27 protein-coding genes are annotated in these 25,991 nt (G+C 29.4%); 17 read left to right on the top strand and 10 right to left on the bottom strand.

The features are described 5' to 3' along the window. Positions 1-64 precede the first annotated feature (64 nt). The 4 genes from L2Z92_RS09070 (at position 65) to clpX (ending at position 3,954) form a co-directional block, all read left to right on the top strand. Positions 65-415: a phage holin family protein gene (locus L2Z92_RS09070; protein WP_236458503.1), complete on the top strand. Its 351-nt coding sequence runs from the start codon at positions 65-67 to the stop codon at positions 413-415. Positions 416-508: 93 nt separating this feature from the next. Continuing rightward, entirely contained in the window at positions 509-1,834 is a 1,326-nt protein-coding gene (gene tig, locus L2Z92_RS09075; RefSeq protein WP_236458504.1) for a trigger factor, read from the top strand. Positions 1,835-2,002: 168 nt separating this feature from the next. Beyond that, complete coding sequence (gene clpP, locus L2Z92_RS09080; protein ID WP_236458505.1) at positions 2,003-2,662, top strand: ATP-dependent Clp endopeptidase proteolytic subunit ClpP; 660 nt, start codon at positions 2,003-2,005, stop codon at positions 2,660-2,662. A 59-nt stretch (positions 2,663-2,721) separates the two neighbouring features. Continuing rightward, positions 2,722-3,954: an ATP-dependent Clp protease ATP-binding subunit ClpX gene (gene clpX, locus L2Z92_RS09085; RefSeq protein ID WP_236458506.1), complete on the top strand. Its 1,233-nt coding sequence runs from the start codon at positions 2,722-2,724 to the stop codon at positions 3,952-3,954. Between the two features lie 108 nt (positions 3,955-4,062). Here clpX and L2Z92_RS09090 read toward each other — a convergent pair whose 3' ends face one another. The 3 genes from L2Z92_RS09090 to L2Z92_RS09100 form a co-directional block, all read right to left on the bottom strand. Further along, the gene (locus L2Z92_RS09090; RefSeq protein ID WP_236458507.1) at positions 4,063-5,628 is read right to left on the bottom strand and encodes an OmpA family protein; all 1,566 of its coding nucleotides are present in this window, start codon (positions 5,626-5,628) and stop codon (positions 4,063-4,065) included. Positions 5,629-5,812: 184 nt separating this feature from the next. Then, positions 5,813-5,965, bottom strand: a complete 153-nt coding sequence (locus L2Z92_RS09095; RefSeq protein ID WP_236458508.1) for a hypothetical protein — start codon at positions 5,963-5,965, stop codon at positions 5,813-5,815. 5 nt (positions 5,966-5,970) lie between these two features. Next, positions 5,971-7,491, bottom strand: coding sequence for a GH3 auxin-responsive promoter family protein (locus L2Z92_RS09100; RefSeq protein WP_236458509.1), 1,521 nt, complete (start codon positions 7,489-7,491; stop codon positions 5,971-5,973). 100 nt (positions 7,492-7,591) lie between these two features. Here L2Z92_RS09100 and L2Z92_RS09105 point away from each other — a divergent pair, with 100 nt between their 5' ends. The 3 genes from L2Z92_RS09105 to L2Z92_RS09115 all read left to right on the top strand — a co-directional run bounded on the left by L2Z92_RS09105 (position 7,592) and on the right by L2Z92_RS09115 (position 9,462). Beyond that, positions 7,592-8,389 carry a DUF2797 domain-containing protein gene (locus L2Z92_RS09105; protein ID WP_236458510.1) on the top strand — a complete coding sequence of 266 codons (798 nt, stop codon included), beginning with the start codon at positions 7,592-7,594 and terminating at the stop codon, positions 8,387-8,389. Positions 8,390-8,472: 83 nt separating this feature from the next. Next, positions 8,473-8,829, top strand: coding sequence for a hypothetical protein (locus L2Z92_RS09110; RefSeq protein WP_236458511.1), 357 nt, complete (start codon positions 8,473-8,475; stop codon positions 8,827-8,829). A 105-nt stretch (positions 8,830-8,934) separates the two neighbouring features. Beyond that, positions 8,935-9,462, top strand: coding sequence for a ferritin (locus tag L2Z92_RS09115; RefSeq protein ID WP_236458512.1), 528 nt, complete (start codon positions 8,935-8,937; stop codon positions 9,460-9,462). A 41-nt stretch (positions 9,463-9,503) separates the two neighbouring features. Here the strand turns inward: L2Z92_RS09115 and L2Z92_RS09120 are convergent, their stop codons facing one another. From L2Z92_RS09120 to sppA, 5 genes are all read right to left on the bottom strand, one after another. Then, positions 9,504-9,773, bottom strand: coding sequence for a (2Fe-2S) ferredoxin domain-containing protein (locus tag L2Z92_RS09120; protein ID WP_236458513.1), 270 nt, complete (start codon positions 9,771-9,773; stop codon positions 9,504-9,506). Positions 9,774-9,884: 111 nt separating this feature from the next. After that, positions 9,885-10,796 carry a T9SS type A sorting domain-containing protein gene (locus L2Z92_RS09125; protein ID WP_236458514.1) on the bottom strand — a complete coding sequence of 304 codons (912 nt, stop codon included), beginning with the start codon at positions 10,794-10,796 and terminating at the stop codon, positions 9,885-9,887. Positions 10,797-10,876: 80 nt separating this feature from the next. Next, complete coding sequence (locus tag L2Z92_RS09130; RefSeq protein WP_236458515.1) at positions 10,877-13,495, bottom strand: AsmA-like C-terminal region-containing protein; 2,619 nt, start codon at positions 13,493-13,495, stop codon at positions 10,877-10,879. A 104-nt stretch (positions 13,496-13,599) separates the two neighbouring features. Continuing rightward, on the bottom strand, positions 13,600-14,307 hold the full coding sequence (locus L2Z92_RS09135) for a queuosine precursor transporter (RefSeq protein WP_236458516.1): 708 nt from the start codon (positions 14,305-14,307) through the stop codon (positions 13,600-13,602). A 92-nt stretch (positions 14,308-14,399) separates the two neighbouring features. Further along, positions 14,400-16,166: a signal peptide peptidase SppA gene (gene sppA / locus L2Z92_RS09140; protein ID WP_236458517.1), complete on the bottom strand. Its 1,767-nt coding sequence runs from the start codon at positions 16,164-16,166 to the stop codon at positions 14,400-14,402. Positions 16,167-16,284: 118 nt separating this feature from the next. On the opposite strand from sppA, the gene folK reads away from it, so the two are divergent. The 3 genes from folK (at position 16,285) to L2Z92_RS09155 (ending at position 18,927) form a co-directional block, all read left to right on the top strand. Further along, on the top strand, positions 16,285-17,427 hold the full coding sequence (gene folK / locus L2Z92_RS09145; protein WP_236458518.1) for a 2-amino-4-hydroxy-6-hydroxymethyldihydropteridine diphosphokinase: 1,143 nt from the start codon (positions 16,285-16,287) through the stop codon (positions 17,425-17,427). A gap of 75 nt (positions 17,428-17,502) precedes the next feature. Next, a complete protein-coding gene (locus tag L2Z92_RS09150; protein WP_236458519.1) occupies positions 17,503-18,075 on the top strand; it encodes a Crp/Fnr family transcriptional regulator in 573 nt (190 codons plus the stop codon). Positions 18,076-18,174: 99 nt separating this feature from the next. After that, positions 18,175-18,927, top strand: coding sequence for a DJ-1/PfpI family protein (locus L2Z92_RS09155; RefSeq protein WP_236458520.1), 753 nt, complete (start codon positions 18,175-18,177; stop codon positions 18,925-18,927). A gap of 84 nt (positions 18,928-19,011) precedes the next feature. On the opposite strand, the gene L2Z92_RS09160 is transcribed toward L2Z92_RS09155, so the two are convergent. Next, entirely contained in the window at positions 19,012-19,542 is a 531-nt protein-coding gene (locus L2Z92_RS09160; protein WP_236458521.1) for a hypothetical protein, read from the bottom strand. A 304-nt stretch (positions 19,543-19,846) separates the two neighbouring features. Between L2Z92_RS09160 and L2Z92_RS09165 the strand changes: the two genes are divergently transcribed. The 5 genes from L2Z92_RS09165 to L2Z92_RS09185 all read left to right on the top strand — a co-directional run bounded on the left by L2Z92_RS09165 (position 19,847) and on the right by L2Z92_RS09185 (position 22,929). Next, complete coding sequence (locus L2Z92_RS09165) at positions 19,847-20,944, top strand: WD40/YVTN/BNR-like repeat-containing protein (protein ID WP_236458522.1); 1,098 nt, start codon at positions 19,847-19,849, stop codon at positions 20,942-20,944. Between the two features lie 130 nt (positions 20,945-21,074). Continuing rightward, a complete protein-coding gene (locus L2Z92_RS09170; protein ID WP_236458523.1) occupies positions 21,075-21,488 on the top strand; it encodes a hypothetical protein in 414 nt (137 codons plus the stop codon). A 35-nt stretch (positions 21,489-21,523) separates the two neighbouring features. After that, positions 21,524-21,673 (top strand): hypothetical protein, encoded by a 150-nt coding sequence (locus L2Z92_RS09175; RefSeq protein ID WP_236458524.1) that lies wholly within the window; start codon positions 21,524-21,526, stop codon positions 21,671-21,673. A gap of 124 nt (positions 21,674-21,797) precedes the next feature. Continuing rightward, positions 21,798-22,358: a hypothetical protein gene (locus L2Z92_RS09180; RefSeq protein WP_236458525.1), complete on the top strand. Its 561-nt coding sequence runs from the start codon at positions 21,798-21,800 to the stop codon at positions 22,356-22,358. Positions 22,359-22,443: 85 nt separating this feature from the next. Next, the gene (locus L2Z92_RS09185) at positions 22,444-22,929 is read left to right on the top strand and encodes a GNAT family N-acetyltransferase (protein WP_262913012.1); all 486 of its coding nucleotides are present in this window, start codon (positions 22,444-22,446) and stop codon (positions 22,927-22,929) included. Positions 22,930-23,121: 192 nt separating this feature from the next. Here the strand turns inward: L2Z92_RS09185 and L2Z92_RS09190 are convergent, their stop codons facing one another. After that, entirely contained in the window at positions 23,122-23,655 is a 534-nt protein-coding gene (locus L2Z92_RS09190) for an RNA methyltransferase (protein ID WP_236458527.1), read from the bottom strand. Between the two features lie 111 nt (positions 23,656-23,766). On the opposite strand from L2Z92_RS09190, the gene L2Z92_RS09195 reads away from it, so the two are divergent. Then, complete coding sequence (locus L2Z92_RS09195) at positions 23,767-24,573, top strand: tetratricopeptide repeat protein (RefSeq protein WP_236458528.1); 807 nt, start codon at positions 23,767-23,769, stop codon at positions 24,571-24,573. Positions 24,574-24,611: 38 nt separating this feature from the next. Further along, complete coding sequence (locus L2Z92_RS09200; protein WP_236458529.1) at positions 24,612-25,907, top strand: amidohydrolase family protein; 1,296 nt, start codon at positions 24,612-24,614, stop codon at positions 25,905-25,907. Positions 25,908-25,991 lie beyond the last annotated feature (84 nt).

Genomic DNA, 25,991 nt, shown 5'->3' on the forward strand with positions numbered 1-25,991 from the left:
TAGCATACTGATTAAAAAAGGCACCATTTTTGGTGCCTTTTTCTGTATATTTAAAATGGAAAAGATGAATTTAATAATACGCCTTTTAATAACAACTGTACTTATCTTTTTTCTTGGTAATTTTTTACCAGGAATTCATGTCCTCGATTATAAAGCAGCCGTTTTTGTTGCAATTGTCTTAGGTTTTCTTAATGTTTTTTTAAAACCGATCCTTGTGTTTTTAACGATACCTGCAACGATTGTTACTTTAGGTTTGTTTTTGTTGGTGATTAATGCTGCTATAATTTTGATAGCAGATTATTTTATAGAAGGATTTAGAGTAGACGGTTTTTGGTATGCGTTTTTGTTCAGTATTATCCTATCAATTGGGCAATCCTTCCTGAATGGGATATTTATAGATGAAAATAAAAATTAGGTAATTGAAATTCAATTAATTAAAAACTTGTTTGAGTTGTAAAAAATATATAATTTTGCAACCCAAATTTCATGACATTTAAAAAATAAGATAATGAATATTACAAAAGAGCAAATAGATGCTTTAAATGCAGTTGTTAAAGTTGCAGTTACTAAAGAAGATTACGCAGATAAAGTGAAGAATGTATTAGCAGATTATAGAAAAAATGCTAATATTCCAGGTTTTAGAAAAGGAGCTGTACCAATGAGTTTAATAGAAAAACAATATGGTAAAGCAGTTCTTTTAGATGAAGTTAATAAAATTTTACAATCTTCTTTAAATGATTATTTAGTAGAAGAAAAGTTAGATATATTAGGGAATCCACTTCCTAAAGTTACAGAAGATTTCGATTGGAATAAAGATGATTTTACTTTTGAATTCGAATTAGGATTAGCTCCAGAATTTACAGTTGATTTATCGGCTAAATCTAAAGTTGCTAAATTTGATATTGAAGCAGATGATAAAATGTTAGAAGAGCAAGTTGATCGTATTCAAAAACAATACGGAAAAATGATCTCTGAAGATAAAGTAACTGAAGATACTACATTAAGAGGAACTTTCTCTAATGAAGAAAAAGGAATTAATAACGCTACTAATATCACATTAGATATCTTCAAAGATAAAAAAGTAGTAAAACAATTTGTAGGTAAAAAAGTTGGAGACGTAGTTGAATTGTCTACTAAAGGACTTTTTGAAGATGATCATAAATTAATGGACTATTTAAAAGTTAATCATGATGATGTTCATGGTTTAGATATAATTGTTAAATTTACAATTGAAGAAATTAATTCAGTTGAAAAGGCAGAATTAAATCAAGAATTGTTCGATAAATTATTTGGTGAAGGTACTGTTAGTTCATTAGAAGAATTAAAAGGAAAGATCAAAGAAGATGCAGAAGTGCAATTTGCACAACAAGCAGATCAAAAATTCTTAAACGATGTAATAGAATCATTAATTGAGAATACATCTTTTGATTTACCATCAGAATTCTTAAAAAAATGGATACAAACTGTTGGGGAAACACCTTTAACAAAAGAACAAGCAGAAGAAGAATATGCTAAATCTGAAAAAGGTTTACGTTATCAGTTAATTGAAAATAAAATTATTGCGGATAATGATTTGCAAATTCAATTTGAAGATTTGAAAGCACATACTTCAGAATTAATTAAGAAGCAAATGGCACAATTTGGACAATCTAATCCTACAGATGAAGAAGTTGAAGGGATTGTTGCACGTGTTCTTTCTAATCAAGAAGAAACGAAACGTTTGTCTGAGCAAATCATGAGTGAGAAAATGCTTGCATTATTTAAAGAAAAAATAAATGTTAAAGCGAAGAAAGTAAACTATCAAGAGTTTGTGAAAGAAATGTATGGGGAATAATTTCTCATAAAAAATAATTATCTTTGAGCGTCAAACTTGTTTTGGCGCTTTTTTGTTCTAAATTAGATTTAGAAAGTTTAAAGTTTTATTAAAATGTTTATGTATATAAAAATAAATGTAGAACTTTAGAATTAAAAGAGAAAATAAATATTTAAACCATTCAAAGAAATGAACTACGGAAAAGAATTTAAAAAATATGCTACTAAGCATCATGGAGTAAATAGCTTGTATTATGATAAAATTGTAGCAAGTATGACTCCCTATATTATTGAAGAACGTCAATTAAATGTGGCATCAATGGATGTTTTTTCACGTTTAATGATGGATAGAATTATATTTTTAGGAACAGGAGTAGATGATTATGTAGCAAACATTATTCAAGCACAATTATTGTTCTTAGAAAGCGATAATCCTTCTAAAGATATCAGTATTTATATTAATTCACCAGGAGGAAGTGTTTATGCAGGTTTAGGTATCTACGATACTATGCAACTTGTAAAACCAGATGTAGCTACAATTTGCACAGGAATGGCTGCTTCTATGGGTGCTGTGCTTTTGTGTGCAGGAGCAGAAGGTAAGCGTTCTGCTTTACCTCATTCAAGAGTAATGATTCACCAGCCATCTGGAGGAGCTCAAGGAGTAGCGTCTGATATGGAAATTAATTTGAAAGAAATGTTGAAATTAAAAGAAGAGTTATATCAAATAATTTCTCAACATTCAAATCAACCTTACGATAAAGTATATAAAGACAGTGAAAGAGATTACTGGATGATTGCTGCAGAAGCAAAAGAGTACGGTATGATTGATGAGGTTTTAACTAGAAAATAATAAAAGGTTATAGGTAATGGAGTGTTTATCTATTATCTATTGCCAATTACTAAATAAAAATGGCAAAAGAAGTATTAGAATGTTCGTTTTGTGGAAGGAAAAAGCCAGAAACTAATTTGTTAATAGCAGGTATAGATGCACATATTTGTGATAAATGTATTGAACAAGCTCATGGAATTGTTTTAGAAGAATTAAAGCAGAATGGGAATAGTGATCTTTTATCAGAATTAGTGTTGCTAAAACCTAAAGAAATTAAATCGTTCTTGGATGAGTATATAATTGGTCAAGACAGAACGAAAAAAGTCATGAGTGTAGCGGTTTATAATCACTACAAAAGATTGATGCAAAAGCAACTGGAAGACGAAGTTGAGATTGAAAAGAGTAACATAATAATGGTTGGTCAAACAGGTACAGGAAAAACATTAGTTGCGAAAACAATTGCAAAGATGTTAAATGTGCCATTGGCAATTGTTGATGCTACTGTTTTAACAGAAGCAGGTTATGTTGGTGAAGATGTTGAGAGTATTTTAACACGTTTATTGCAAGCTGCAGATTATGATGTAGCAAAAGCAGAAAGAGGAATTGTTTTTATTGATGAAATTGATAAAATTGCTCGTAAGAGTGATAATCCATCAATAACAAGAGATGTTTCTGGGGAAGGTGTGCAACAAGCTTTGTTGAAATTACTTGAAGGAACGGTTGTTAATGTGCCACCAAAAGGAGGTAGAAAACATCCAGACCAGAAGTTTGTTGAGGTAAACACTCAGAATATATTGTTTATTGCAGGAGGTGCTTTTGATGGAATTGAGAGAATAATCTCTAAGCGTTTAAATAGACAAACGGTAGGTTATAGTTCGTCTAAAAATGTTAATACTATTGATAAAGAAAACGTATTACAATATGTTATTCCAAAGGATTTAAAAGATTTTGGTCTAATTCCTGAAATAATAGGAAGGTTGCCTGTTTTAACTCACATGGATCCATTGGATGCAGCAACATTACGATCGATACTTACAGAGCCTAAAAATGCATTAATTAAACAGTATAAAAAATTGTTTGAAATGGATGATGTGGATTTCTCTATTGAAGAAGGAGCGCTTCAGTTCATTGTTGAAAAAGCATTAGAATATAAATTAGGAGCTCGTGGTTTGCGTTCGCTTTGTGAAGCAATCTTAACAGATGTAATGTTTGAACTTCCTAGTTCTTCTGAAAAGATATTGAATGTTACTAAAGAGTTTGCAGAACAAAGTTTGAATAAAAATTTATTACAGCGTTTAAAAACGGCTTCTTAAGTTTAGACTTTAAATTCATATATAAAAAAATCTCGATTGTCAAATCGAGATTTTTTTATTCTGTAAACTAAAAAAAACAGCCTAATGGAATTAAGCTGTTTAGTTGAATTATTCGTTTATTTTAAACTCTATTCGTCTGTTTTCTAAGTCTTGTTGTTTAGTACACGTTTTACAATCATGTAATGGTTGGGATTCTCCTTTTCCAGAATGTGATAGTCTAGTTTTTTCTATACCTTCCTTGATTAAGAAATCATAAGCAGATTTAGCTCTTTTTTCAGATAAAACTTGATTGTATTTTTCAGATCCTTTATTGTCAGTATGAGCAATAATTGAGATTTTAGTATTTGGATGGTCATTTAATTGCTTAACAATCGTCATTAGAGAAGATTTAGACTCTTCTTTAATAGAAGCTTTGTTGAAGTCAAAATAGATGTTGTCAAATGTAAATACAATTTCTGTGTTTTCTACAATTGGTTTTTTAGCAACTAAATTAACGATTTTACTTATTGTTGGGCTGTTAGGAGAAGCAACAATATCTGTTGAGTTTGAATCGTAGCCTTCTTTGTTTGTTGTAATAGTGTATTTTGTTAATGGAATAGACTTTAAAACAATTTTACCTTCATTGTCTGTTACTGTTTTTTTAATTATATCACCAAATTCATCTTTAATTATAACATTAGCATTTGTTAGTTTAGTATTAGAATCAATATCAATAATTGTAATGTTTAATTCTTGCTCTTTTTCATTAATATCAAAACGATAAATATCAAAATCTTCTCTGTTACTTCTTTTGTTAATAGAAATATAACCTTGAGTATCACTTGTTAGCATGAAGGCAGTTTCATCTTTATCAGTGTTTAATCCAGATCCAATATTTACAGTATTTTCAAAGCTATTATTGTTTACGATTGAACTTCTGAAAATATCATATCCACCATTTCCTTTATGCCCGTTTGAAGAGAAATAAATGTATTTGTTACTTGGTGTAACGAAAATATATTTTTCATCCTTTTTAGAATTTACTTTATTACCAAGATTTTTTATGTTTGTAACTGTACCATTTTCTGCTACATCTGCTTCGTAAATATCATAGCCTCCAAATCCTCCAGGCATATTTGAAGAGAAATAAAGTTTATTGTTTGTTTTGTTTAAGAATGGTGTTTCAATTGAATATTCTTCACTTGTAATCTTAATTTCCGTAATGTTTTTCCAATATCCTTTTGCTTCTAGATCGAAACTAGCTTTGAATAACTTGAAAGGCTTATTGTCTCCACTATTTTTTGTAAAATAGATTGTTTTTTCATCTTCAGAAAAAGTCATTGCACCTTCATTAAATTCATTGTCTAATATTTTAGAAAAATGTAAAGGGAATGATAAATTTCCATGATCATCTACATCTGTGCAATAGGTATTGTTGTTGTATTTTTTAGACGATTCATTAAGTGTTGTTTGAGCATGCCTTCTTTTTTTATTTGAAACAATAATAAATTTGTTCTTAAAAAAAGTAGCTCCAACTTCAGATAATTCACTATTTATTCCAGTATCGGAAAAAGTATAATGTACTAAAGAATTAGTATTTAATTCACTAATTTCTTGCGTTGAGTTTGTAGTCACGTTATTTTGCGAGAACCCAATAAATGGGATGCTTAAAGCGCAAAAAAATAATTTTTTCATATTCATAGGTTAATTTAATCCTTAGCAGTTGCAAATATTAAGGTTTAAATTCAGAAAACAGATGAATTATCGGTTAATTGCTATAAATACTCGTTATATAGTTGAAAAAAGGGAATATAATATCAATTTTTGGTAATAAATAGATATTGTGTTGTTAATCAGTTTATTATGTATGTTTTTGTTTTTAGCAGAAAATATTGTTTTCTAAATCTATGTTTTGTTGCTTAAATTCAACATTACATCTTCTGTAAGGTCCACATTTATATCTTCTTGGCCCACAAGAAGCAAAGAATGAAAGTGTAAGAAGTATGAAAAGTAGTTTTTTTATCTTTTTCATTTTAATTATTTTAAGGTTTGTATTTTTAATAGCTCATCGAGGTATTTTCTTTCATTAGAAAGTCTAGGTATTTTGTGTTGTCCACCAAGTTTATCATTGTCTTTTAACCAATCATAAAAAAGATTATTTCTAGCAACATTAACCTTTATAGGGTTTAATGTCATGTTGTTGAATCTTTTTGCTTCGTAATCAGAATTTAAAAACTGTAAATTTTTGTCTAATTTATAAGAAAAAGTCTCAATGCTATCGGGCTTAGATTTGAATTCGATTATCCATTCATGAGCTCCTTTTTCTTTGTTTTCCATAAATATTGGAGCAACTGTATAATCGATAACTTCACAGTTTAATTCACAGCATGTTTTTGCAATCGCCTTGTCAGTATTTTCAACCATTAATTCTTCTCCAAATACATTAATATGGTGCTTTGTTCTTCCACTAACAATTATTCGATAGGGATTTATTGAAGTAAAACGAATAGTGTCTCCAATTAAATAACGCCATAATCCTGAATTAGTTGTAATAACTAAAGCATAATTTTTGTTTAACTCTACATCATTTAAAGGAATTACTCTTTGATTTAGTGTTCCAAAGGTATCCATGGGGATAAATTCATAGAAAATGCCATAATCAAGCATTAACAATAATTCATTAGAATCATTTTGGTCTTGTATAGCGAAAAAACCTTCGGAAGCATTATAGATTTCATAATATCTAAAATTATCCTTTGGAAAGAGTTTCTTATACTGTTCTCTGTAAGGATCAAAACTAACACCTCCATGGAAGTATACTTCCGCATTTGGCCAAATTTCTAAAATATTATTTTTCCCAGTTTCTTCAAGTGTCTTGTTTAATAAAACCATTAGCCAACTCGGAACACCTGCTAAACTAGTAACGTTTTCTATTTTTGTTTCATTAATAATTGCGGGTAATTTTGTTTCCCAATCTCCCATTAATGATGTTTTGTTACTTGGTGTAGAGCTAAATTCGGCCCATATCGGCATGTTATCTATTAAAATAGCCGATAAATCTCCGAAAAATGTATTGTTGTTTTCATATAGTTGCTTACTACCGCCAAGTCGTAAACTTTTTCCTGTAAACATTTGGGATTCTTCATTATTATTCAAATATAAGCAAAGTAAATCTTTACTTGCTTTATAATGACAAAGGTCTAGTGCTTCTTGACTAACAGGGATAAACTTACTTTTAGCATTTGTAGTTCCACTAGATTTTGCAAACCATTTTATAGGTGTGTTCCAAAAAACGTTTTGAGCTCCTTTTCTTGTTTGTTCTATTAGAGGTTCTAATTCTTCATAGGTTGAAACTGGAATTCTTTCTGAAAAGGTATTATAATTTTTAATTGTGGAGAATTCATATTTTTTCCCAATAACGGTGTTCTCGGCAGATTTTATTAAGCTGAAAAGTAATTCTTCTTGTACTTCATTAGGGTATTTTATAAACAATTCTATTTGATGGATTCGTTTTTTTAATAGCCATGAAGCAATTGAATTTATTATTGGAAGCGCCATTTTTTAGAATTACAAATTATGAATTATAAATTATGAATTATAACTTTACCAAAAATAACATTTTTTTTAATTTATCAATCATTAAATAACAAAAACCAACATGACATATCAAGGTGTGCTACAAAAAATGCAAACAGAATTAATGAATCCAATTCAATACTATTTAGTGTTTGAAGATAGTTTCTTGAATGTTAATCAATTGTTGAATAAAGAGATACAAATTAAATTTGAAGGGTTTCAATGCTTAAATTGTGGTCTTCAAAAGAAAATATTCAGACAAGGTTTTTGTTATGATTGTTTTATGAGTAGTCCAGCAGTTGGGGATTGGATTATGAGACCAGAGTTAAGTACAGCTCACTTAGATATTGAAGATAGAGATTTGTCTTATGAAAAAAGAGTGCAATTGCAACCTCATGTTGTGTATTTAGCTTTGTCTAGTGATGTGAAAGTAGGAGTTACTCGAAAAACACAAGTGCCAACACGTTGGATCGATCAAGGTGCGGTTCAAGCTGTGCCTATTGTTGAGGTTCCAAACAGATATTTAGCAGGAATAGCAGAGGTCGCTTTGAAAAATCATTATGCAGACAAAACAAGTTGGCAAAAAATGTTGAAGAACGATTTTCCAGAGGCTGATTTATTACTTGAAAGGAAAAAAGCTTTTGAATGGTTACCAGAAGAAGTAAAGCAGCATTTCTCTAATGATATTTCTGTTCTAGATTTAAATTTTCCTGTTTTAGAATATCCGAAAAAGGTTAAAAGTTTAAATTTAGACAAAACACCATTCTTCACAGGTAAGGTTTCTGGGATCAAAGGACAGTATTTATTGTTTGAAGATGGAACTGTATTTAATGTGAGAAGTAATGAAGGTTATGTAGTGAAAATTAATGTGTTAAATTAAAGCTTTTTTATTTAGATTAAATACAAATAGTTTTGTGGTTTAGATATTTGTTATTAAATTTGTGCCGCTATTAATAACACATTATGGTAGAGTATAATAATTTAGTAAAAGATAATTTGTTCGAAACAAAACATGGATTTAGTTATCAATGTGATCTTACAAATAGTATAATTATAAATTTTGGAGGGACTATTGCCACATATAAAGTACGTGACTTTTTAATTTTTCAAAGAAAAGTCAATAGTGTTGCAATTTTAGAGATGTTATATGATCTGTCTGATAAATGCGATACTAAACTTATTGAAGCGACTAAAAGAAACTTTTCTAGAAACCTTACCATTTGTGAAATTGTTCAACTTCGAGAATTGCTTAATGGAACTAAGTTTTCATTAACACTCTATTCGATGTTAAATGAAGTTTTAAGCGATGTTTTAGTCTAACTTTTTTATTTAGATTAAATTCAAATTTATAGTTAATTTTTCATTATCTCTTTCTGTTCCTTTATTTATGAGTAACTTTATGCTTGTAAATAAAAATTGGGAAAAATGAAAGATCTATTAAGAACAAATACTTCACTACACGAAGGTGTTGAAAAACTATTAAACTTACAATCAAAAATAGAAAGCGATGCTTCAACCAAATATTTAGCTATGGCTGCATGGTTAGATAGGAACGGTTATGAATGTACTGCTGAATATATGTATAAGCAATCTGAAGAAGAGCGCGAACATTTTCTAAAAGTTTTTAAATACATTACAGAAATGGGAGGAATTGCAATTACTCCTTCGGTTTCAGAAGTGCAACAAGAATTTGCTTCTTTTAGAGAAGTTTTTGAAATTGCTTTGCAAAATGAAATTACTGTTACTCATGCAGTAAACAAGGTAATTGCAAAATGCAGATTAGAAAACGATTATGCTACAGAAGAATTTATGATGTGGTATGTTAAAGAGCAAAGAGAAGAAGAAAGAAATGCAAGAAGAGCTTTAGAGCTTTTTGAATTGATTGATGAAGATTCTGCGACAGGGAAATTTCAATTGGATAAAGAAATTGCTAAAATTGGAGCAAACGAATAAGTTTGAGTATATAAAAATATCAAAAACTCTTAATAGAAATATTAGGAGTTTTTTTGTGGAATTATTGTACTGATCATTTTTTTAGCTTTATCTAAACTTACTTTCTCAAACCATTCATTTTCTGGTTGAAAAAATACAATTGGAGCACTTTTGCATCGATTGGAACATTCCATCTTGAAGATTTCAATATCTTGTTTTAGGTTGTTTTCTTTAATAGTATTTTTGAAATATTTGCGAACTTCTTTGTGTTTACCACACTTGCTACCATTACAGATAAATAATGCCTTTGCAGGGAATTCTATTTTACTCATAAAATGTGAATTTTGAATATTATATCTAGAAATAGACATATGAAATTAACTAAATTTTTGACATGAAAAAGCCTCAATTTATAATTTAAAATGAGGCTTTTTTAATTTTTATTATTCTTTTATAATTTTTCCTTCTTGTTTATAATTAGATCCATTAGTTATAATGTATGAATATATACCAGGGATATTTTTTTCTATGTTTAGAGGTTTGTCAATTGTCTGATTCTTTATAATTTGAACTCCGTTGTTATCGTAAATATTAATTATAAAATTACTTAGCTCTTCACCTTCGAAGTTAATTAATGATTTTGTTGGATTTGGAAAAATTTTTATTTTATCCTCATTGAAGGTATTTTTTTTATTAAGTTGTTTAGGACTTCCTTGGTCAAAAAAGTTTTCAAATATTTCTACTGGAGGACAATCATTTTTGTATGATATTTTGGCGTAAATTCCAACGCTACTTCCTCCAGTGCAATTAGGACCAGTAAAAGACAAGTGGAAAGGGTTATTAAATGGACCATTTAATGTTCCAAAATATTGCCCTGAAAGTGGGGCGGTGTTAAACGTTGCCCCGTTTAGCTCAATGTATATATTTGAAACGTTACTCCAGTCGATTTCGCAGGTAGATGATGTTTCGAACCTAACAGTACCTCCTCCATTTCCTGCCGGTCTACATTCATAAAAACCAGTCAAGATTGGAGCGCAACATGTTGTGTTAGGATTACATGTTCCTTTTAATACACAAGTATGACATCCATTCTCGTCAAAATAAGTTAATTGCAAGTCAAAACTTCCACTACCTAAAGCTAGAATTGAAACTGAACTATTCTGGTCAGATCCAACTATTTCTATGTTAGAAGTTATTGTATCCCAGTCATAGCAATTAGAGCATTGCGCATTTGCAGGAATAGAGTAGGTTTGGGTTTGACCAACAATTATTTCTGAGGGTCCATTAATTAAACATTGTGAATTAGCGTAATTAATGGTTAGACTAATTAAAACTAGATAAAAAAGATTTTTCATTTTAAAATATTGTTTATTTGTTAATCACAAATTTATCGTTTTTTTAATTAAATTTGAAAAAAATCTGTTTTTTATAAAATTTATTCTTTCTTTTTCTTTCCACCAAGAAGGCCACCAAGAACATTTTTAACCTCGTTTTTCACACTTTCTTTAGGTGTTGTAGTTGTCTTTGTAGAATCAGTAGTTGTTGCATTTGCGTTATTACTACTTCCTCCAAGTAAATTAGTTAAAGCACTAGTTCCTTGTCCTAGTAACTTGTCTTTTTGCATTTGAACAATTTGCGATGCAATATTTGTAGTTGCTTGCTTTAAATCTGTTTTAACAGTTGGTTTACTAAAGTTTCCACCTAAGTTTGCAGTAATAGGAACGTTTTGTAACTTTTGTTGATCAGCTGGTGATAATTTAGCTAATAATGAAGTTACTTCTGTACCTAAATATTTTGCAGGAACATCAAACTTAACATCATAATTCATCGATTGATCAAAACCATGTGTTCCTCCAACTACCATATTGATGTCTTGGTATTTTACATTCATTGGTTTTAAAGCAACTTTTCCATCTTTAAAAGAAAGAGACGCTTTAATATCGTTTAGGTTTAATTTGCTAGGGTCTAAAAATTTGACATTAGAACTCAAGGCTGTTAAAAGTGTTGAGCCATTCTCATTTACTGTTGCAGATAATAACTGACCTAATAAATCACCAGAAAGTGTTTTTAAATCAGGAGTCATATCATTTGTAAGGTTACCCGATAATTTGATAGTAGAATTTAATTTTCCACTAATTGCACCAGCTATAGGAGCAATGCTTTTTAACATGTCTAATTGTGTAAATGATTCAGCGATGTTTACCGCATTTAAACCTAAATCCATATTAAACTTTGGAGTATTTCCTTTTGTAGAAACAGTTCCTGTTAAGCCAATGTTTCCACCGAAAATATCCATTTTTAAGTTACTTAATGTAACTGCTTCATCTTTAATTCCTAAATTCCCAGAAACATTTTTTAAATTTAAATTATCATAAACAACAGTTCCAGCCTTAGCCGTTAAATTACAATCTAAGAAAGAAGGAATTTTTACTGCTTCTGTAGATTTTGTACCTTCCTCTGTAGTTGTTGTACTTGGAGCCATAAAATCTGAAACTACTAATTTTGTAGAGTTCATGTTGAAGTTTCCTTTTAAAACTTGATTCTTAAACAAGAAACCATAGAAATTATCTAAAGCACCAGACACTTGAATGTCAGATTCACCAGTTTTAGCATCAAACTCATTTAATTTAATTTGATTTGGATTAAATGTAATCGATGTGTTTTTAATTTCGAATGGTTTTGCCATTTCTGGTCCTTCATATTTAAATCCACTTAGCGAAACATTTCCAGCATTTTGTATGTTTTGATATTGACTAGTTTCTACCGATTTCATATCGAATTTAGTAGTTACATCTGCTTTAAGAATACCTGTTAAAGGTTTGTCTAACTGCACAGGGTAGGCCTTAGTAACATTCGCTAAATTAATTGTTCCTTTTAAAGCAGCATCTACTAGAATGTTTTCTGTTAAATTTCTAACATTTGCTTTAGCATTAAATACGTCTTGGTCAATAGTAAACGAAAGTTGGTCTAAATTCACATAGGTATCGTTCATAATACCTGTTTCGTTTACAATGTGAGTATCAATAATTATATTTTTAACCGATTTAGGTAAATCAGGATATTGGAATGACGCATTGTTAGATGCCAATTCTATGTTGAATTTAGGAATCGTAGTTTCGGTTAATTTTCCATCAACTTTTCCGCTAACTGTAAATTCTCCTGTAGTTTTTACTTGATTCACACTTCCTGCATAAGCTTCAGGTATTAAACCTAAGAAGTTTTTAAAGTCTGAAGTTGGAGTTTTAAAAGATAAATCATACAATTGTCCATCTTCTAGCATCTGAATGAAACCATTAAATTCTAAAGGTAATTGGTTAATTAATGCTTTGTTATTTTTGAATTCATATTTGCTTTTATCTAAATCGATACCTAAAACGGCGTCTAAAGACAAAGCAACATTTTTCATGAAATTCGTGTTGTCCATTTCGAAAGACACTTTTGTAGTGGTCTTGGTGTCTAAATCTAATTTTTGTGCAGCAAAGTTTCCTTTTCCTTGATGATTGATGCTGTCTAGTACCATTTTCATGTTAGAAGCTTGATCAACAAAAGAGAAACGCATATTGTTTACAGCATATTCTTGAATGTTTAACGCAAAAGGTTTGCTTTCTTCTTTCGATTTGTCTTCTTCTTGGTTTTTTAAAGCAATATCAAAGTTACCTAATCCATCTTTGTTAAAAATTACATTAACAACTGCATTAGTACTACTAAAGCCTTGAAGATTCATTGGTTCGTTTTCTCCTTTGAATAGTTCTTTAATACTCATCCTTAAATTAAGTTCGCCCGAATAAAATAAGGTGTCACCTTCAAAAGGAGCTTTGTTTATTATACTTAATTTGTCGATAGTAACATTTGCATTTGGAAAACTTTTAAACAAGCTTAAATCTACATCTTCAAAAGCAACTTTCGCATCTACGTTTTCATTTATAGATTTTAAAACTAAAGCTTTAATTTTATCTTTAAAAATAAATGGAGCAGCAGCGAGTGCAATAATAGCAACTAAAAGAAATATTCCCAATCCTTTTAGTAGTTTTTTGAAATTGAATTTTTTAGACATAATGTTTGTTTTTTTGCCGAATTAGACTTTAATGAGTACAAATGTAATACACAATTGAAAAAGAATATATTAAGATTCCGATAATTTTTTTATCGAAACTCAATTTAATCAATTTTGAGCTCTTCGTTAACTTTTAGATTGAATTTTTTTCTAAAAAAGTAAACGGCTAGATACATAAAAGGTGTATCTATAAAAGCAATTATAATTTTAAAAAGAAATCCACTGATGAATAAAGGTACAAATAATTCCCATTTTAAAATATCAAAAGCACATAATAAAAACAAAACTGAGAGTGTGTCAATAGCTTGTGAAGTCATTGTTGAAAAATTATTTCTAAGCCATAATTTTTTACCTTTTGTTTTGGTTTTCCAGAAATGATACACATGAATGTCTATATATTGTGCGAAAAGATAAGCTAACATTGAAGCAATTACTGCTTTAGATGATTGACCGAAAACTTTGGTGAAAAGTTCATTGTTAACAGGAGAATAGTCTAATGCAGGAACATAATTAGCTATAAAAACAATGACAAGTGAAAAAACAGAAGCAAAAATACCTGTTGTAACGACTTGATTTGCTTTTTTCTTTCCATAAATTTCTGAGATAATATCAGTTACTAAAAACGTAATTGGGTAAGGAATTATTCCAACAGAAATTTCAAATAATTTGGCTCCAAAAATTTCTAGGTCTCCAAAAGGATACCAATAGAAAAATTTTTGAAAAATGAGATTAGAAACAACAAGCGAACAAATAAAAAGCCCTGCTAGGATTAAGTAGATACGTTGTGCTAAAAGTTTGTCATTAATACTCATCTTATCAAAATTAATAAATGCAAGTATACTAAAAAAGCTATTTCAAATTATTAAAATGAAATAGCTTTTTGTAATGACTTTATAACGAAATGTTATTTTATTTTCAACTCGAAAGGCATCATAGCTTGTACACCTTTTAATTGATTTGCTCTTTTAATTTGTTGTAGTAACTCATAGCTTTCTACTCCAATTTGTTCTTTTAGCAAATCTTCTTTAGATTGAAACATTGAAATCCCTGTAAGACTTCCTAACAAATCTTCGAAATTCTTTTCATATTCAGGGAAATTTTCCGTTTTGTAGTCTTTAATTTTAGCCAATTTTGCAGCATGTTTCAAAGCATCGTCAAGTCCTCCTAATTCATCCACTAATCCATTTTTCAATGCATCAGTACCTGTCCAAACTCTTCCTTGCGCAATAGAATCAACTTGTGCAGTTGTCATTTTTCTTCCAGTAGCCACTCTGCTTAAGAAAGTAGCATAGATTGTTTCGATACTTTCTAATGTGAAAGCTTTGAATTTTTCATCAGCTGGTTCAAAAACACTATATCCAGAAGCATTATCATGCGTTCTAACTTGTTCTGCATTAACACCAATATTTTTAGCTAATTGATTCATGTTTGGTAACATTCCAAACACACCAATTGATCCTGTAATTGTACTTGGTTCTGCAAAAATTCTATCTGCATTACAAGCAATATAATAACCACCAGAAGCAGCTACATTACCCATAGAAACTACAACAGGTTTTACTTTTTTAGTAATTTCAATTTCTCTCCAAATCAATTCAGAAGTTAAAGCACTTCCACCTGGACTATCCACACGAAGCACAATCGCTTTTACATTTTCATCGTTTCTAGCATCTTCTAAAGAACGTTTAATTGATCCTTCACCAATAATATTAATATCACCTTCACCACCTCTAATTTCTCCTTGTGCGTAGACAACAGCGATAATATCTTTGGTTTTGTAGTCTTTAGATGAAGTTGCTACTTTTTTAGCATAATCTAAAATGCTCACTTTATTATAGTCTTCGTTTAATTCTACTTTTAATCTGTTTTTAATTGCATTATGATACTCATCTTCATAGCTTACTTTGTCTACTAAGTTTTTTGCTAATGCTAATTCGGGTGTTCTTGCTCCTAAAGTATTTGCAATCATATTTAAACTGTCGACAGAAATTTTTCTACTTACAGAAATATCTGTAACAATAGTGTTCCAAACTGAATTTAAAAGAACGGTAATTTGCTCTCTGTTTTCTGGACTCATTTCTTGTAATAAATAAGGCTCTACAGCACTTTTATATTTTCCATGACGAATAACTTCCATTTTAACACCTGTTTTTTCTTGTAATTCTTTCATGAATAACATTTCAGTTGCCAAACCTTTAAAGTCTAATTCACCAATTGGATTCAAGTAGATAGAATCGGCAACAGAGTTTAAATAGTAATCATTTTGAGAAATAACATCAGAGTAGGCCACAACGAATTTCCCCGATTTTTTAAAGTCTTCTAATTTATCACGTAGTGCTTTGCTTTGTGCTAACCCTAATTGCGACTGGTTTTTTAAAATAGAGATTCCTTTAATATTGTTGTCTTTTTTTGCTTCTTCAATGGCTTTTAAAATATCAATTAAACCATTATGATTGGTTTCAAAATAATTAAACTCTTTAAAGTTTACTTTTCCTGCATAATCAAGATTTACTTTAGATAAGTCTAATTCAATAACCGAATTCGTTTTTACTTTAACCTTGTCATTATCGCCACCCATTATTGCTCCAATAAATATGATTCCAAAGAAGAAAACCATACAGAATACAAATATTCCAATAACAGTAGATAATACGTTTCCTAAAAATTTCATTTTCTATTCATTTAATTTTATACACCATAAGTCTTATAAACTTATAAAATGTTACATGTTCATAAAAAAATAGAAAACCTAAATAAGAAACCTAAAATTGTTCGTTATTTTGCCACAGATGAAAAAACAACATCAAATTATCGTTTCAATAGGTAGTAATCAGGGTAATCGTTTAGAGCACCTAATTACGGCTATTTCTTTAATTCATAAGGAAGTAGCAACTGTTATTAAGGTCTCTAAAGTATACGAAACACCCTCTTGGGGGTTCGAAAGTGATGCTTTCTATAATGGTGCTTTAATGGTGCATTCTAATAAATCGGCTCAGAAAATTTTATCTCTTTTATTAAAAATAGAAAAAAAGATGGGTCGTAGTCGTACAAAAGAGAGCGGATATGAAGCTAGGATTATAGATTTAGATATTATTTCTTTTGATGAAGAAGTGATTGAAACCGAAAATTTACACATTCCGCACCGTCAAATGCAAAACCGAAAATTTGTTTTGTTACCAATGCTTGATTTAAGGGTAGATTGGATACATCCTGTACTTAAAAAGAGTATAGCCGAATTAATTTTAGAAACTACCGATGAAAGTAATTGCGAAATTGTTGAAAATATAAGTTCCCCAATTGAAGCAATGGGCCTGAATGCTTATAACTATATTGCAATTGAAGGAAATATTGGAGCTGGAAAAACAACATTGACAAACAAAATTGCAGAAGATTGTAATGCAAAAGTAGTTTTAGAGCGTTTTGCAGACAATCCTTTTTTACCAAAATTTTATAAAGATCAAAGTAGGTATGCTTTTCCTTTAGAAATGTCTTTTTTAGCAGATCGATACCAACAATTATCAGACGATTTAGCACAATTTGATTTGTTTAAGGATTTTATTGTAGCCGATTATCATATCTTTAAATCTTTGATTTTTGCTAAAGTAACCTTGCAAGAAGATGAATATCGATTGTATAAAACAATGTTCGATATTATTAATAAAGAAACGCCCAAGCCCGATTTATATATTTATTTGTATCAAAACACCGAACGATTATTAGATAATATTAAGAAAAGAGGGAGAAGTTATGAACAAGATATTCCAGCAGATTATTTAGAACGAATCAATAAGGGATATTTGGATTATATAAAAACACAATCTGACTTAAATATATTAATTATTGATGTTTCCGAATTGGACTTTGTAAAGAAGCAAGAAGACTATCTTTATATTTTAGAGATGATAAATGAAAAGATCAAACAAAGACAATAAAAAATAGGGTGAGTACTACTTTTTCTTTTTTGTCAATCTATTTTAATATGAGATTACTAATTGAAAAAAATAAAAATGCAAAAATTATTCGATCATATAAAAAAGTATATCAATATTAATGAAAATGAGTTTCAAGAGATCGCATCATTTTTTGAAACAAAACCAGTTCATAAAAAAGAAGTGTTTTATACACCAGGAAGCACATCGTTAAAACACTATTTTGTTTTAGAAGGTTGCGTTCATATGTATTTTGTAAATGATAGAGGTACAGAACAAACTCTTCAATTTGCAATTGAGAACTGGTGGATTACAGATTGTTTAGCATTTCAAAATAATAGAAGTTCAGAATTTTTTATTCAAGCAGTTGAGTCATCGGTTATATTGCAAATAGGGTATAAAGAACAAGAAGAATTACTATTGAAATTTCCTAAAATGGAAATCTATTTTAGGAATATTTATCAAACAGCCTATGGTGCAGCCATAATGAGAATGAAATACATGTTTAGTTATTCGAAAGAAGAAATTTATTGTAGATTCAAAGAGGCTTTTCCCGAATTTATAAATAATGTTCCTCAATATTTAGTAGCTACCTACTTAGGACTTTCTCCTGAATATGTTAGTAAAATAAGGCGAAAAAGCATTTCTTGAACCAGTTCAATTTTATTGTGATGGAATATAGGTAGTTTTGTTTCTAGATAATTCTTGTAAAAATACAAGATGAAGAAAATAGAATTAAAAACAAACCTTATGAAAAAGAACTTAGTTATAATATTAATTTTGACAGCTATTTGTATTAGTTGTAATTCGGACAAATCAAAGACAACAGTAGAAAAGATTGAAGCCAATAACACAGAAACTAATGCAGCTACTTTAACAAAGCACCTCAAGCCTTTTAAATCAGAACTCCCAACAATTGGACTTTTAATGTATAATGGAGTGCTTCAAAGTGAAGTTATAGCTACTTCCGATGTTTTTGCAAAGCCAACAGAAGACGGAAAGCAACTTTTCAATGTTATAACAATAGCACAAACTAAAAATCCAATTACTACAGAAGAAGGAATGCGATTTGTTCCTGATTACACTTTTGAAAACTGTCCAAGATTAACAGCCTTATTTGTTCCAAGTGCTTATGATATGTTTGCTCAAGTGCATAACGAACAAATTATTGATTTTATAAAGCTGAAAAGCAAAGAGACTAAATATATCGTGAGTAATTGTGCAGGAGCTCAATTAATAGGAGCATCAGGAATTGCAGACGGAAGAAAAATAGTTACATGGATTGGTGGTGGTGATCAATTACAAAAAGACTATCCAAATTTAAAAGTTCAGGATGATAGTGTAATAACTTTTGTAGAGGACGGAAAATTTAGTTCTTCTAATGGAAATTTAGCAAGCTATATTTCAGCATTAAATTTATTAGAAAAAATAACAGATGCCGAGCATAGAAAATTTGTAGAAAGTTACCTCTATCTTGATAGACTTCAAAATTGGAAAAAATAAATTAAACATAAAAAAAGAGGTCATTACAGTAGTTTTTTTAACTTTAAGACATAAAATAATCAGTATAGAGACAAAAATAAAATATTAAGCACTATCCGATTTCTTTAATCTTTTTTTTAAAAGTTTCTCCTCATATTGTAAGGTTTTAAGTTTAACTTCATAATCAAGTTGTACGTGTAAACCATGTCTCTCCATCGTGTTTTTAGCCTTGTTGCTCATATCTTGTAAAAGTGTTTGATGTTTTGTGCTTATTTCATTATCGTTTTGCAGAAGACATATAAAATGATGAGTACGCAAGGCTTCATGATATTTCCGTTGTATTGTTTCAAGCTTTCTTAAAGTGCTGAGCTGTTTGATGTAATTGTCGTTAATGTATTTGTTTAGCAATTCGTTTATTTTTCCTTCTTGTAAAATTTCCTGATCTGTTTTTTGTTGTCCTTCTTGTAAAGCAGTTGCAACAGCAAGTAGTTTTGCTAATTTTAGTTTCGCATCATTTGGTAAATCGCGTTCCCCGATTTCAAACATAGCCCATTGACTTTTGTTTACGTGTAGTAATAGCGCCATATCTTCTTGTGAAACAAGAAGTGTTTCTTTAAAAATATTTTTCTTTCTCATGGGTTTGTAATTTAATAGCATTCATTTTAAATGCCGTGATAATCTTTTTTAAATTTTATTTTCTATCACATTTCTGTGATTGTTTTCATAAAAATAAAAAAAGTATCACGTTTTTGTGATAAAAAAATCACAAAATAAAAAATAATCACTGCGTTATTTTAACTATAGTTTTAACCTTGTTTAGTAGATGCCATTGTAAAGATATTGTTAATACTTATTTATAGGTTTTTTTTTATTAAAGATAATACTTTAATTTTGTCAGAATATATAAACAATTTTATAATAAGCTAAAAAAAAGATTACGATGAACAAAAGGTCAATTCTGCAACTATTAGTGATAATCCTAACATTTAATGCATGCTCAACGGATGATGATAATACGGCAACAGATAACGGTACTACAGATGGAGATTCTCTAACACAGATTGTTGGAACAGAGGTAACAACAAATACAGATAAAACATTAAAATCTGTTTGTTTTGCTAATGAAACTGTTGGTTATATAGCAGGTGGTAAAGCGGAGTTAGTTACTGCAGATAATTCAGCAATTATATTAAAAACAACTGATGGTGGTACAACATGGAACTCGGTGTTTACAGACACTGGGTATTATGCTATTAGTATATATGCTACTTCGCCTACAGTTGCTTATGCTACTACGTCAAGTAATTTTATTTTAAAAACAACAGATGGTGGTGCAACTTGGGAACAAAAACAGATTGGTACCAATAATTTCTATATGTCACATGTCAATTTTGTAAGTAATGATGTAGGATACGTTGTGGGGTCTAATAGCGCAAATGGAGAATTGTATAAAACTACTGACGCTGGTGAAACTTGGATTGATTTAAAGGAGGATAATACAATTCTAACAAATCTTTTAATTGATAATCAGCTTACAAATATTGAATTTTCAGCTACAGAAACGATTTCAATTTCAGGTGGATTGTGGAACAATGGAACATTGCTTAGAAGTACAAATGCAGGAGTAGATTGGAATAAGATAAGTGTTTCTGGGAATATTAAAACTACCGATGTGAGTATAGCGGGTAATACAGGATTTTTAGTAGGAAATAACGGAATAACTAATGCAAGTTCAGAGCTGGGGGAGTTATTTAAAACAACAGATAGTGGTGTCACTTGGAGTTTAGTAAATACGGGATTTAATAATCGAATAGAAAAACTTAGTTATAAAAATGATGTTATTTGTGTTGTAGGAAAAAATAAATCGAATAATTTGAGTGATCCAGAATTTTTGATGCTTTCTAAAGATAACGGAAACACATGGAGTCGTGTAGGGCATAATTTTGCGGTTGTAGGATGGGAAGATGTAACTTTTATTTCTGCAACAAAAATTATCGCAGTAGGTTATAGTGGGCGTTCTATTTTAATTCAATTATAATTTCTTCTAAAGAAATTCTAGAATAATAAAAAAACCTTCTTTTAAAATTATTTTTAAGAAGGTTTTTTGTGATGTAAAAGATATGAATATACATTTGTAGTTATAAACAGGTTTCAAACATTTAAAAAGCGTGGATAGAAAATTAAAAATAGTTAGTAAAACCTTTTCTTTTGTAATAATAATTGGAGTGTTGTTGATTTTGTTTCTAGTTTTTCCAGTATTTGGGGGTAAATATTCTTTAATTGGATTTTCAATTGGAACAATGCTTGGGGAGGTATTAAATAAATTTTGGGCAGAACCATTATATATAGATACAATTACAGTTGAGAATGATACTGTAATTATCGGTCATACAAATCCATTTTTAAAAAAAGGAATAAAAATTTATGAGGTTGCTGAAATTTCAAATTTTAAAAATGTTAAGAAAAATATATTTAGGAAAAATAGTCGTCTTGAATTTGATTATAAAAAAGCAAAAATGGATTTTGCTTATTTAAAATCTGAAAAAGAGTTAATTAATAAATTTCTGAATAATTTTATATAGAAAAAGATTTTTAAATTGATAGTAAAATAAAACACATGAAAATTACAAAAAAAAGAGAAAATATTCTTTTCATTTTAGTAGGACTTATTTTTTTAGTTATAAGTGCCAATAAAAATTGGGACGATATAAAAAAAGGAGCTAAAGATGGTTATGAAGATGCAAAAAGAACCGAATCAATAAAGTAGAATTTAATAGTAAAATAACCTTTTTTCTTAAGAGGTCAAAGTAGTTTTGTACATGTAGATTTTCGTCTTAAATTTACATGTTATCACATAAGGCTAACATTACAAAAAATTTAAAAAATAACATATGAAAAAATATTTTATAATCCTGATTTTGATTGCATCAAGTATTCAAATCAATGCACAGAATGATACATCAGATTTAATTATTGTTGCAGATAAATTGTCTTCTGAACAACTATATAGTATTAAAAGTGAGGGATGGGTATTGCTACAAAATAAAGACAGTAAATATTTGTGTAATTTTTCAAATCCAGATTACGTACTTTTTTTACCTGTTACCTGCTTAAATAAATCTCAAAAACCAAATTACTTAATTGAATTCTCTAATAATTATAGAGATGGTGATTTTGGTGGAATTGATTTTGATAGTTCTCGTTCAGCTAAATACAAGAAGAAAATATTTTTAATTGATGATGTTGAATTTGGAAATCCTTATAAAGATTTTGATGTAAAAAAATTCGAAAATTTTAAAGATGCCCTTAAAAAAGGAAAAACCTTATCAATCAAATTTTTTGATAGTGCTTATAATCCTGAAACTGGAGATGAAGGATTGGATTTAAATCGCGAAATAAGTTTTGCATTAGCAAATAGTGAATTATTAGAAACGCCAATTGATTGTGAATAGTAATTAAATTACGAGATAATAAAACATAGATATAATTGGCATTGAACGTCATGATAATAATAAAAAGATAGAAACAGAAAGACTTATTTTAAAACCATTAACTTATGATCAGTTAGTGAAATATACAAAATGCGACAACTCTTTGGAAGAAGAACTCAATTTGAATAGAACTTCAAGAACAATTTCTCCTGAATTAAAAGAAGCATTTGAGCAAACAATTCTACCAAATGTAGCAGACAAAAGTAAAAACTATTTGTATTCAACACTTTGGACAGCAATTTCAAAAAATGAAAACAAAATGGTTGGTGATTTGTGTATTGTTGGCGAACCAAACTCTGACGGAGAAATTGAAATTGGTTATGGAACTTATGACGGATTTCAGAATAAAGGATTTATGACGGAAGTTGTAAGTGGAATTGTTGTTTGGACAAAAACGCAACCAACAGTAAAAGGAATAATTGCTTCAACAGACAAAACAAACGAAGCGTCTTTTAAAGTACTTGAAAAAAATAATTTCATTAAAATTGGAGAAACTGAAACATTGTTTAATTGGAAATTAGAAGTAAAATAAAAAAATCACTTTCTTTAACTCGTCGGGTGTAATTATTCGAACTGAAGAAAAAAGCTCATCAAAAACTAATTACACCCAACGAGTTTTCTTTGTATCTGCACAACATCTAAAAGTATGAACCAATAAAAAATCAACCTCTTTTAAATTGCTTTAGAAGGGGTTGATTTGTGTAATATGAAAAACAATTTTATTTTAATCGTGTTGTAATTTCTGAAACAAATCCCAAATTACAATACCAGCGCTAACAGAAATATTTAAGGAATGTTTGCTTCCTAATTGTGGAATTTCAATTACACCATCGCTTAAATTAATGGCTTTTTGCGAAACACCTTTCACTTCATTACCAAAAATCAAAGCATATTTTTCGTTAGTTGTAACAGCGAAATCATTTAACATTATTGCTTTTTCTGTTTGTTCTATAGCATAAACCTTTGTTTTTTCTTCTTTTAGTTTAGCAATAACGTCTAAAACATCCTCTGCATATTCCCAAGTTACTGTTTCAGTAGCTCCAAGGGCAGTTTTGTGAATCTCTTTGTTTGGAGGAATAGCGGTAATACCACACAAGTAGATTTTTTCAATTAAAAAAGCATCAGAAGTTCTAAAAACCGAACCGATATTGTGTAAACTTCTAATATCGTCTAAAACGATAATAATAGGTGTTTTTTCGGCTTCTTTAAATTCGGCAACATTCTTTCTTTCTAATTCTGCGTTAGCTAGTTTTCTCATAGTGCAAATATATTAAAGCAAAAGCGACTATGAAATTTTTTTTCAAAGCCATTAACAAATCAATAACAGAAATAGAAAAAAGAGTTTTCTATATTGCCACAAAATAAAAACATGAGAGTAGTTCTATCATTATTTTTTTTTCAATCTATATTGTTAACTTGTTTTTCGCAAACTAATACAATTCAAACGAAAAAAGAACAACAGCAAGTAATTATTGATGAGTACCATACTAATTGTGCTACTAAATTCAATTATTATTATCAAATGGCACAATGGCAAGAATGTTTAGATGCTGGCTTAAAGAAAGATGCTACGATAGCCTATTTATGGCAGCAAAAAGCAATGCCGCTGTTTAAAACAAGAAAATATGAAGCAGGTATGGTGTTTTTGGATAAGGCTGTTGCTTTAGATGAAGAAAAATGGTTAGATTACAGAGCATTCATTAAATGTATTTTTGCAAAAACATATAAAGAAGCAATAGTAGACTTCGAAAAATGTAAGTTAATGAGAGGGAATACCTATGTGATGGATCACACCTATGATTTTCATATTGCATTAAGTTATTTGCAATTAAATGAGTTCAAAAAAGCAGAGGCAATTTTTAAAGCCGATATTGAAGACCAGATTTCAAAATATAAAGAAGCGCATTATTTAGATTTGTTTTATTATGGCATAACACTCTATGAACAAAAAAGATGGGATAAAGCCATTTCAATTTTCGATAAAGCATTAGGGCAATATTCCGAATTCTCAGATGTTAAGTTTTATAAAGGAATTTGCTTAGTTCAATTGGGGAAAAAAGAGGAAGCTAAAATTATTTTTGAAGAGTCTCAAAATGATTTTAAAAACGGATATACAATAAATGAAGATCAAATTTTTTATGAAACCTATCCCTATCAAGTTAAAAGAAAAGAATAATTAAAAACACTAATACTATTAATCAATAAAATTAAAACATGAAAAACTTTTTAAGGCTTTCGTTATTGTTACTTTGTCAAATTGCTTTTTCTCAAAAAAATGAAGCAGATTATGTAATTAAAAACGTTTCCATTATTCCAATGAATAAAGAAACAGTACTAAAAGATAAAGATGTTTTTATTACCAAAGGAAAAATTATAAGTATTGAAAAGTCAGGAAAGTCAAAGATAAAAGCAAGGCAAGAGGTTAATGGAATGGGGAAATATATTATGCCTTCATTGTCTGATGCACATGTTCATTTACCAGAAGAAGAAAAAGATTTGAAACGTTTTTTCGATTTGAATTTAATGAACGGTGTAACCAAATTGCGTTCTATGCGAGGGACTTGGGGACACAAAGACTGGAGAGATAAATACAACTCTAAAGATGTAATGGCTCCAAGACTATATATATCATCACCACCTATAAGTAGAAATTACGATTTAACCAAAGAAGATATTGTTGCCTATGTTAAAGCCGCTAAGGATAATGATTATGATATTGTGAAAATGATGAGTATTAAAAGTCAAGATGTTTTTGTGCTTTTTGATGACGTTTGTAAGCAGTACGACATGAAAATAGCAGGGCATTTTATTAGTAATCCAAAAGGGATAGTAATAGAAGATGATATTATCTTTAAATCAAGTTTCAATTCGATTGAACATTTAGGGGGTTTAATTGGAGAACCTGAAAAATTGGAAAGTAGAATTAATGCATTAAAAAATAACGACATTTATGTTTGTCCAACATTGTTATGGTATAAAATAGCATATGGATTATTTGATTTGGATGAAATTATCAAAATTCCTGGAATGGAGTTCTATGATGAAAAAACAAAAAAAGAATGGGTAGAGAAAACTAAAATATACAGAGAAAAAACGGGAAAAGAAGCAATTGAAGAAGAATTGAGGCTTTATGGGAAAGAAATGGAAGAAAGATTAATAGTGCTGAAACAGTTAGAGGCGGCAGGAATTAAGCTTTTGTTAAGTCCAGATAGTAGCTCAAAATATACTGTTCCAGGCTTTAGTGCTTTAACAGAAATGCAATTGTATAAAAAAGCGGGACTTTCTAATTATGCAATTTTGCAAGCATCAACCGTGAATTTTGCAAATTATTTTAATGACACTACCTATGGAACAATTGAAGAAGGAAAATCAGCCGATTTCATATTGTTAAACGAAAACCCTTTAGAAGATTTAAATACGTTACAAAATATAGAAGGTGTTTTTTATAATTTTCAGTTTCTAAATAAAACAGATTTAGAAAAACTAAGAAAAGAGCATTCTTTATATTAAAAGAAAGCTTGTTTTTTTAGCTATTGAGATTGCGAATGAATTTCTTACCTTCGCAATCTTGACTAAAATAAAATAATTGTGGCT

The sequence above is a fragment of the Flavobacterium jumunjinense genome (assembly GCF_021650975.2).
GTDB lineage: Bacteria > Bacteroidota > Bacteroidia > Flavobacteriales > Flavobacteriaceae > Flavobacterium > Flavobacterium jumunjinense.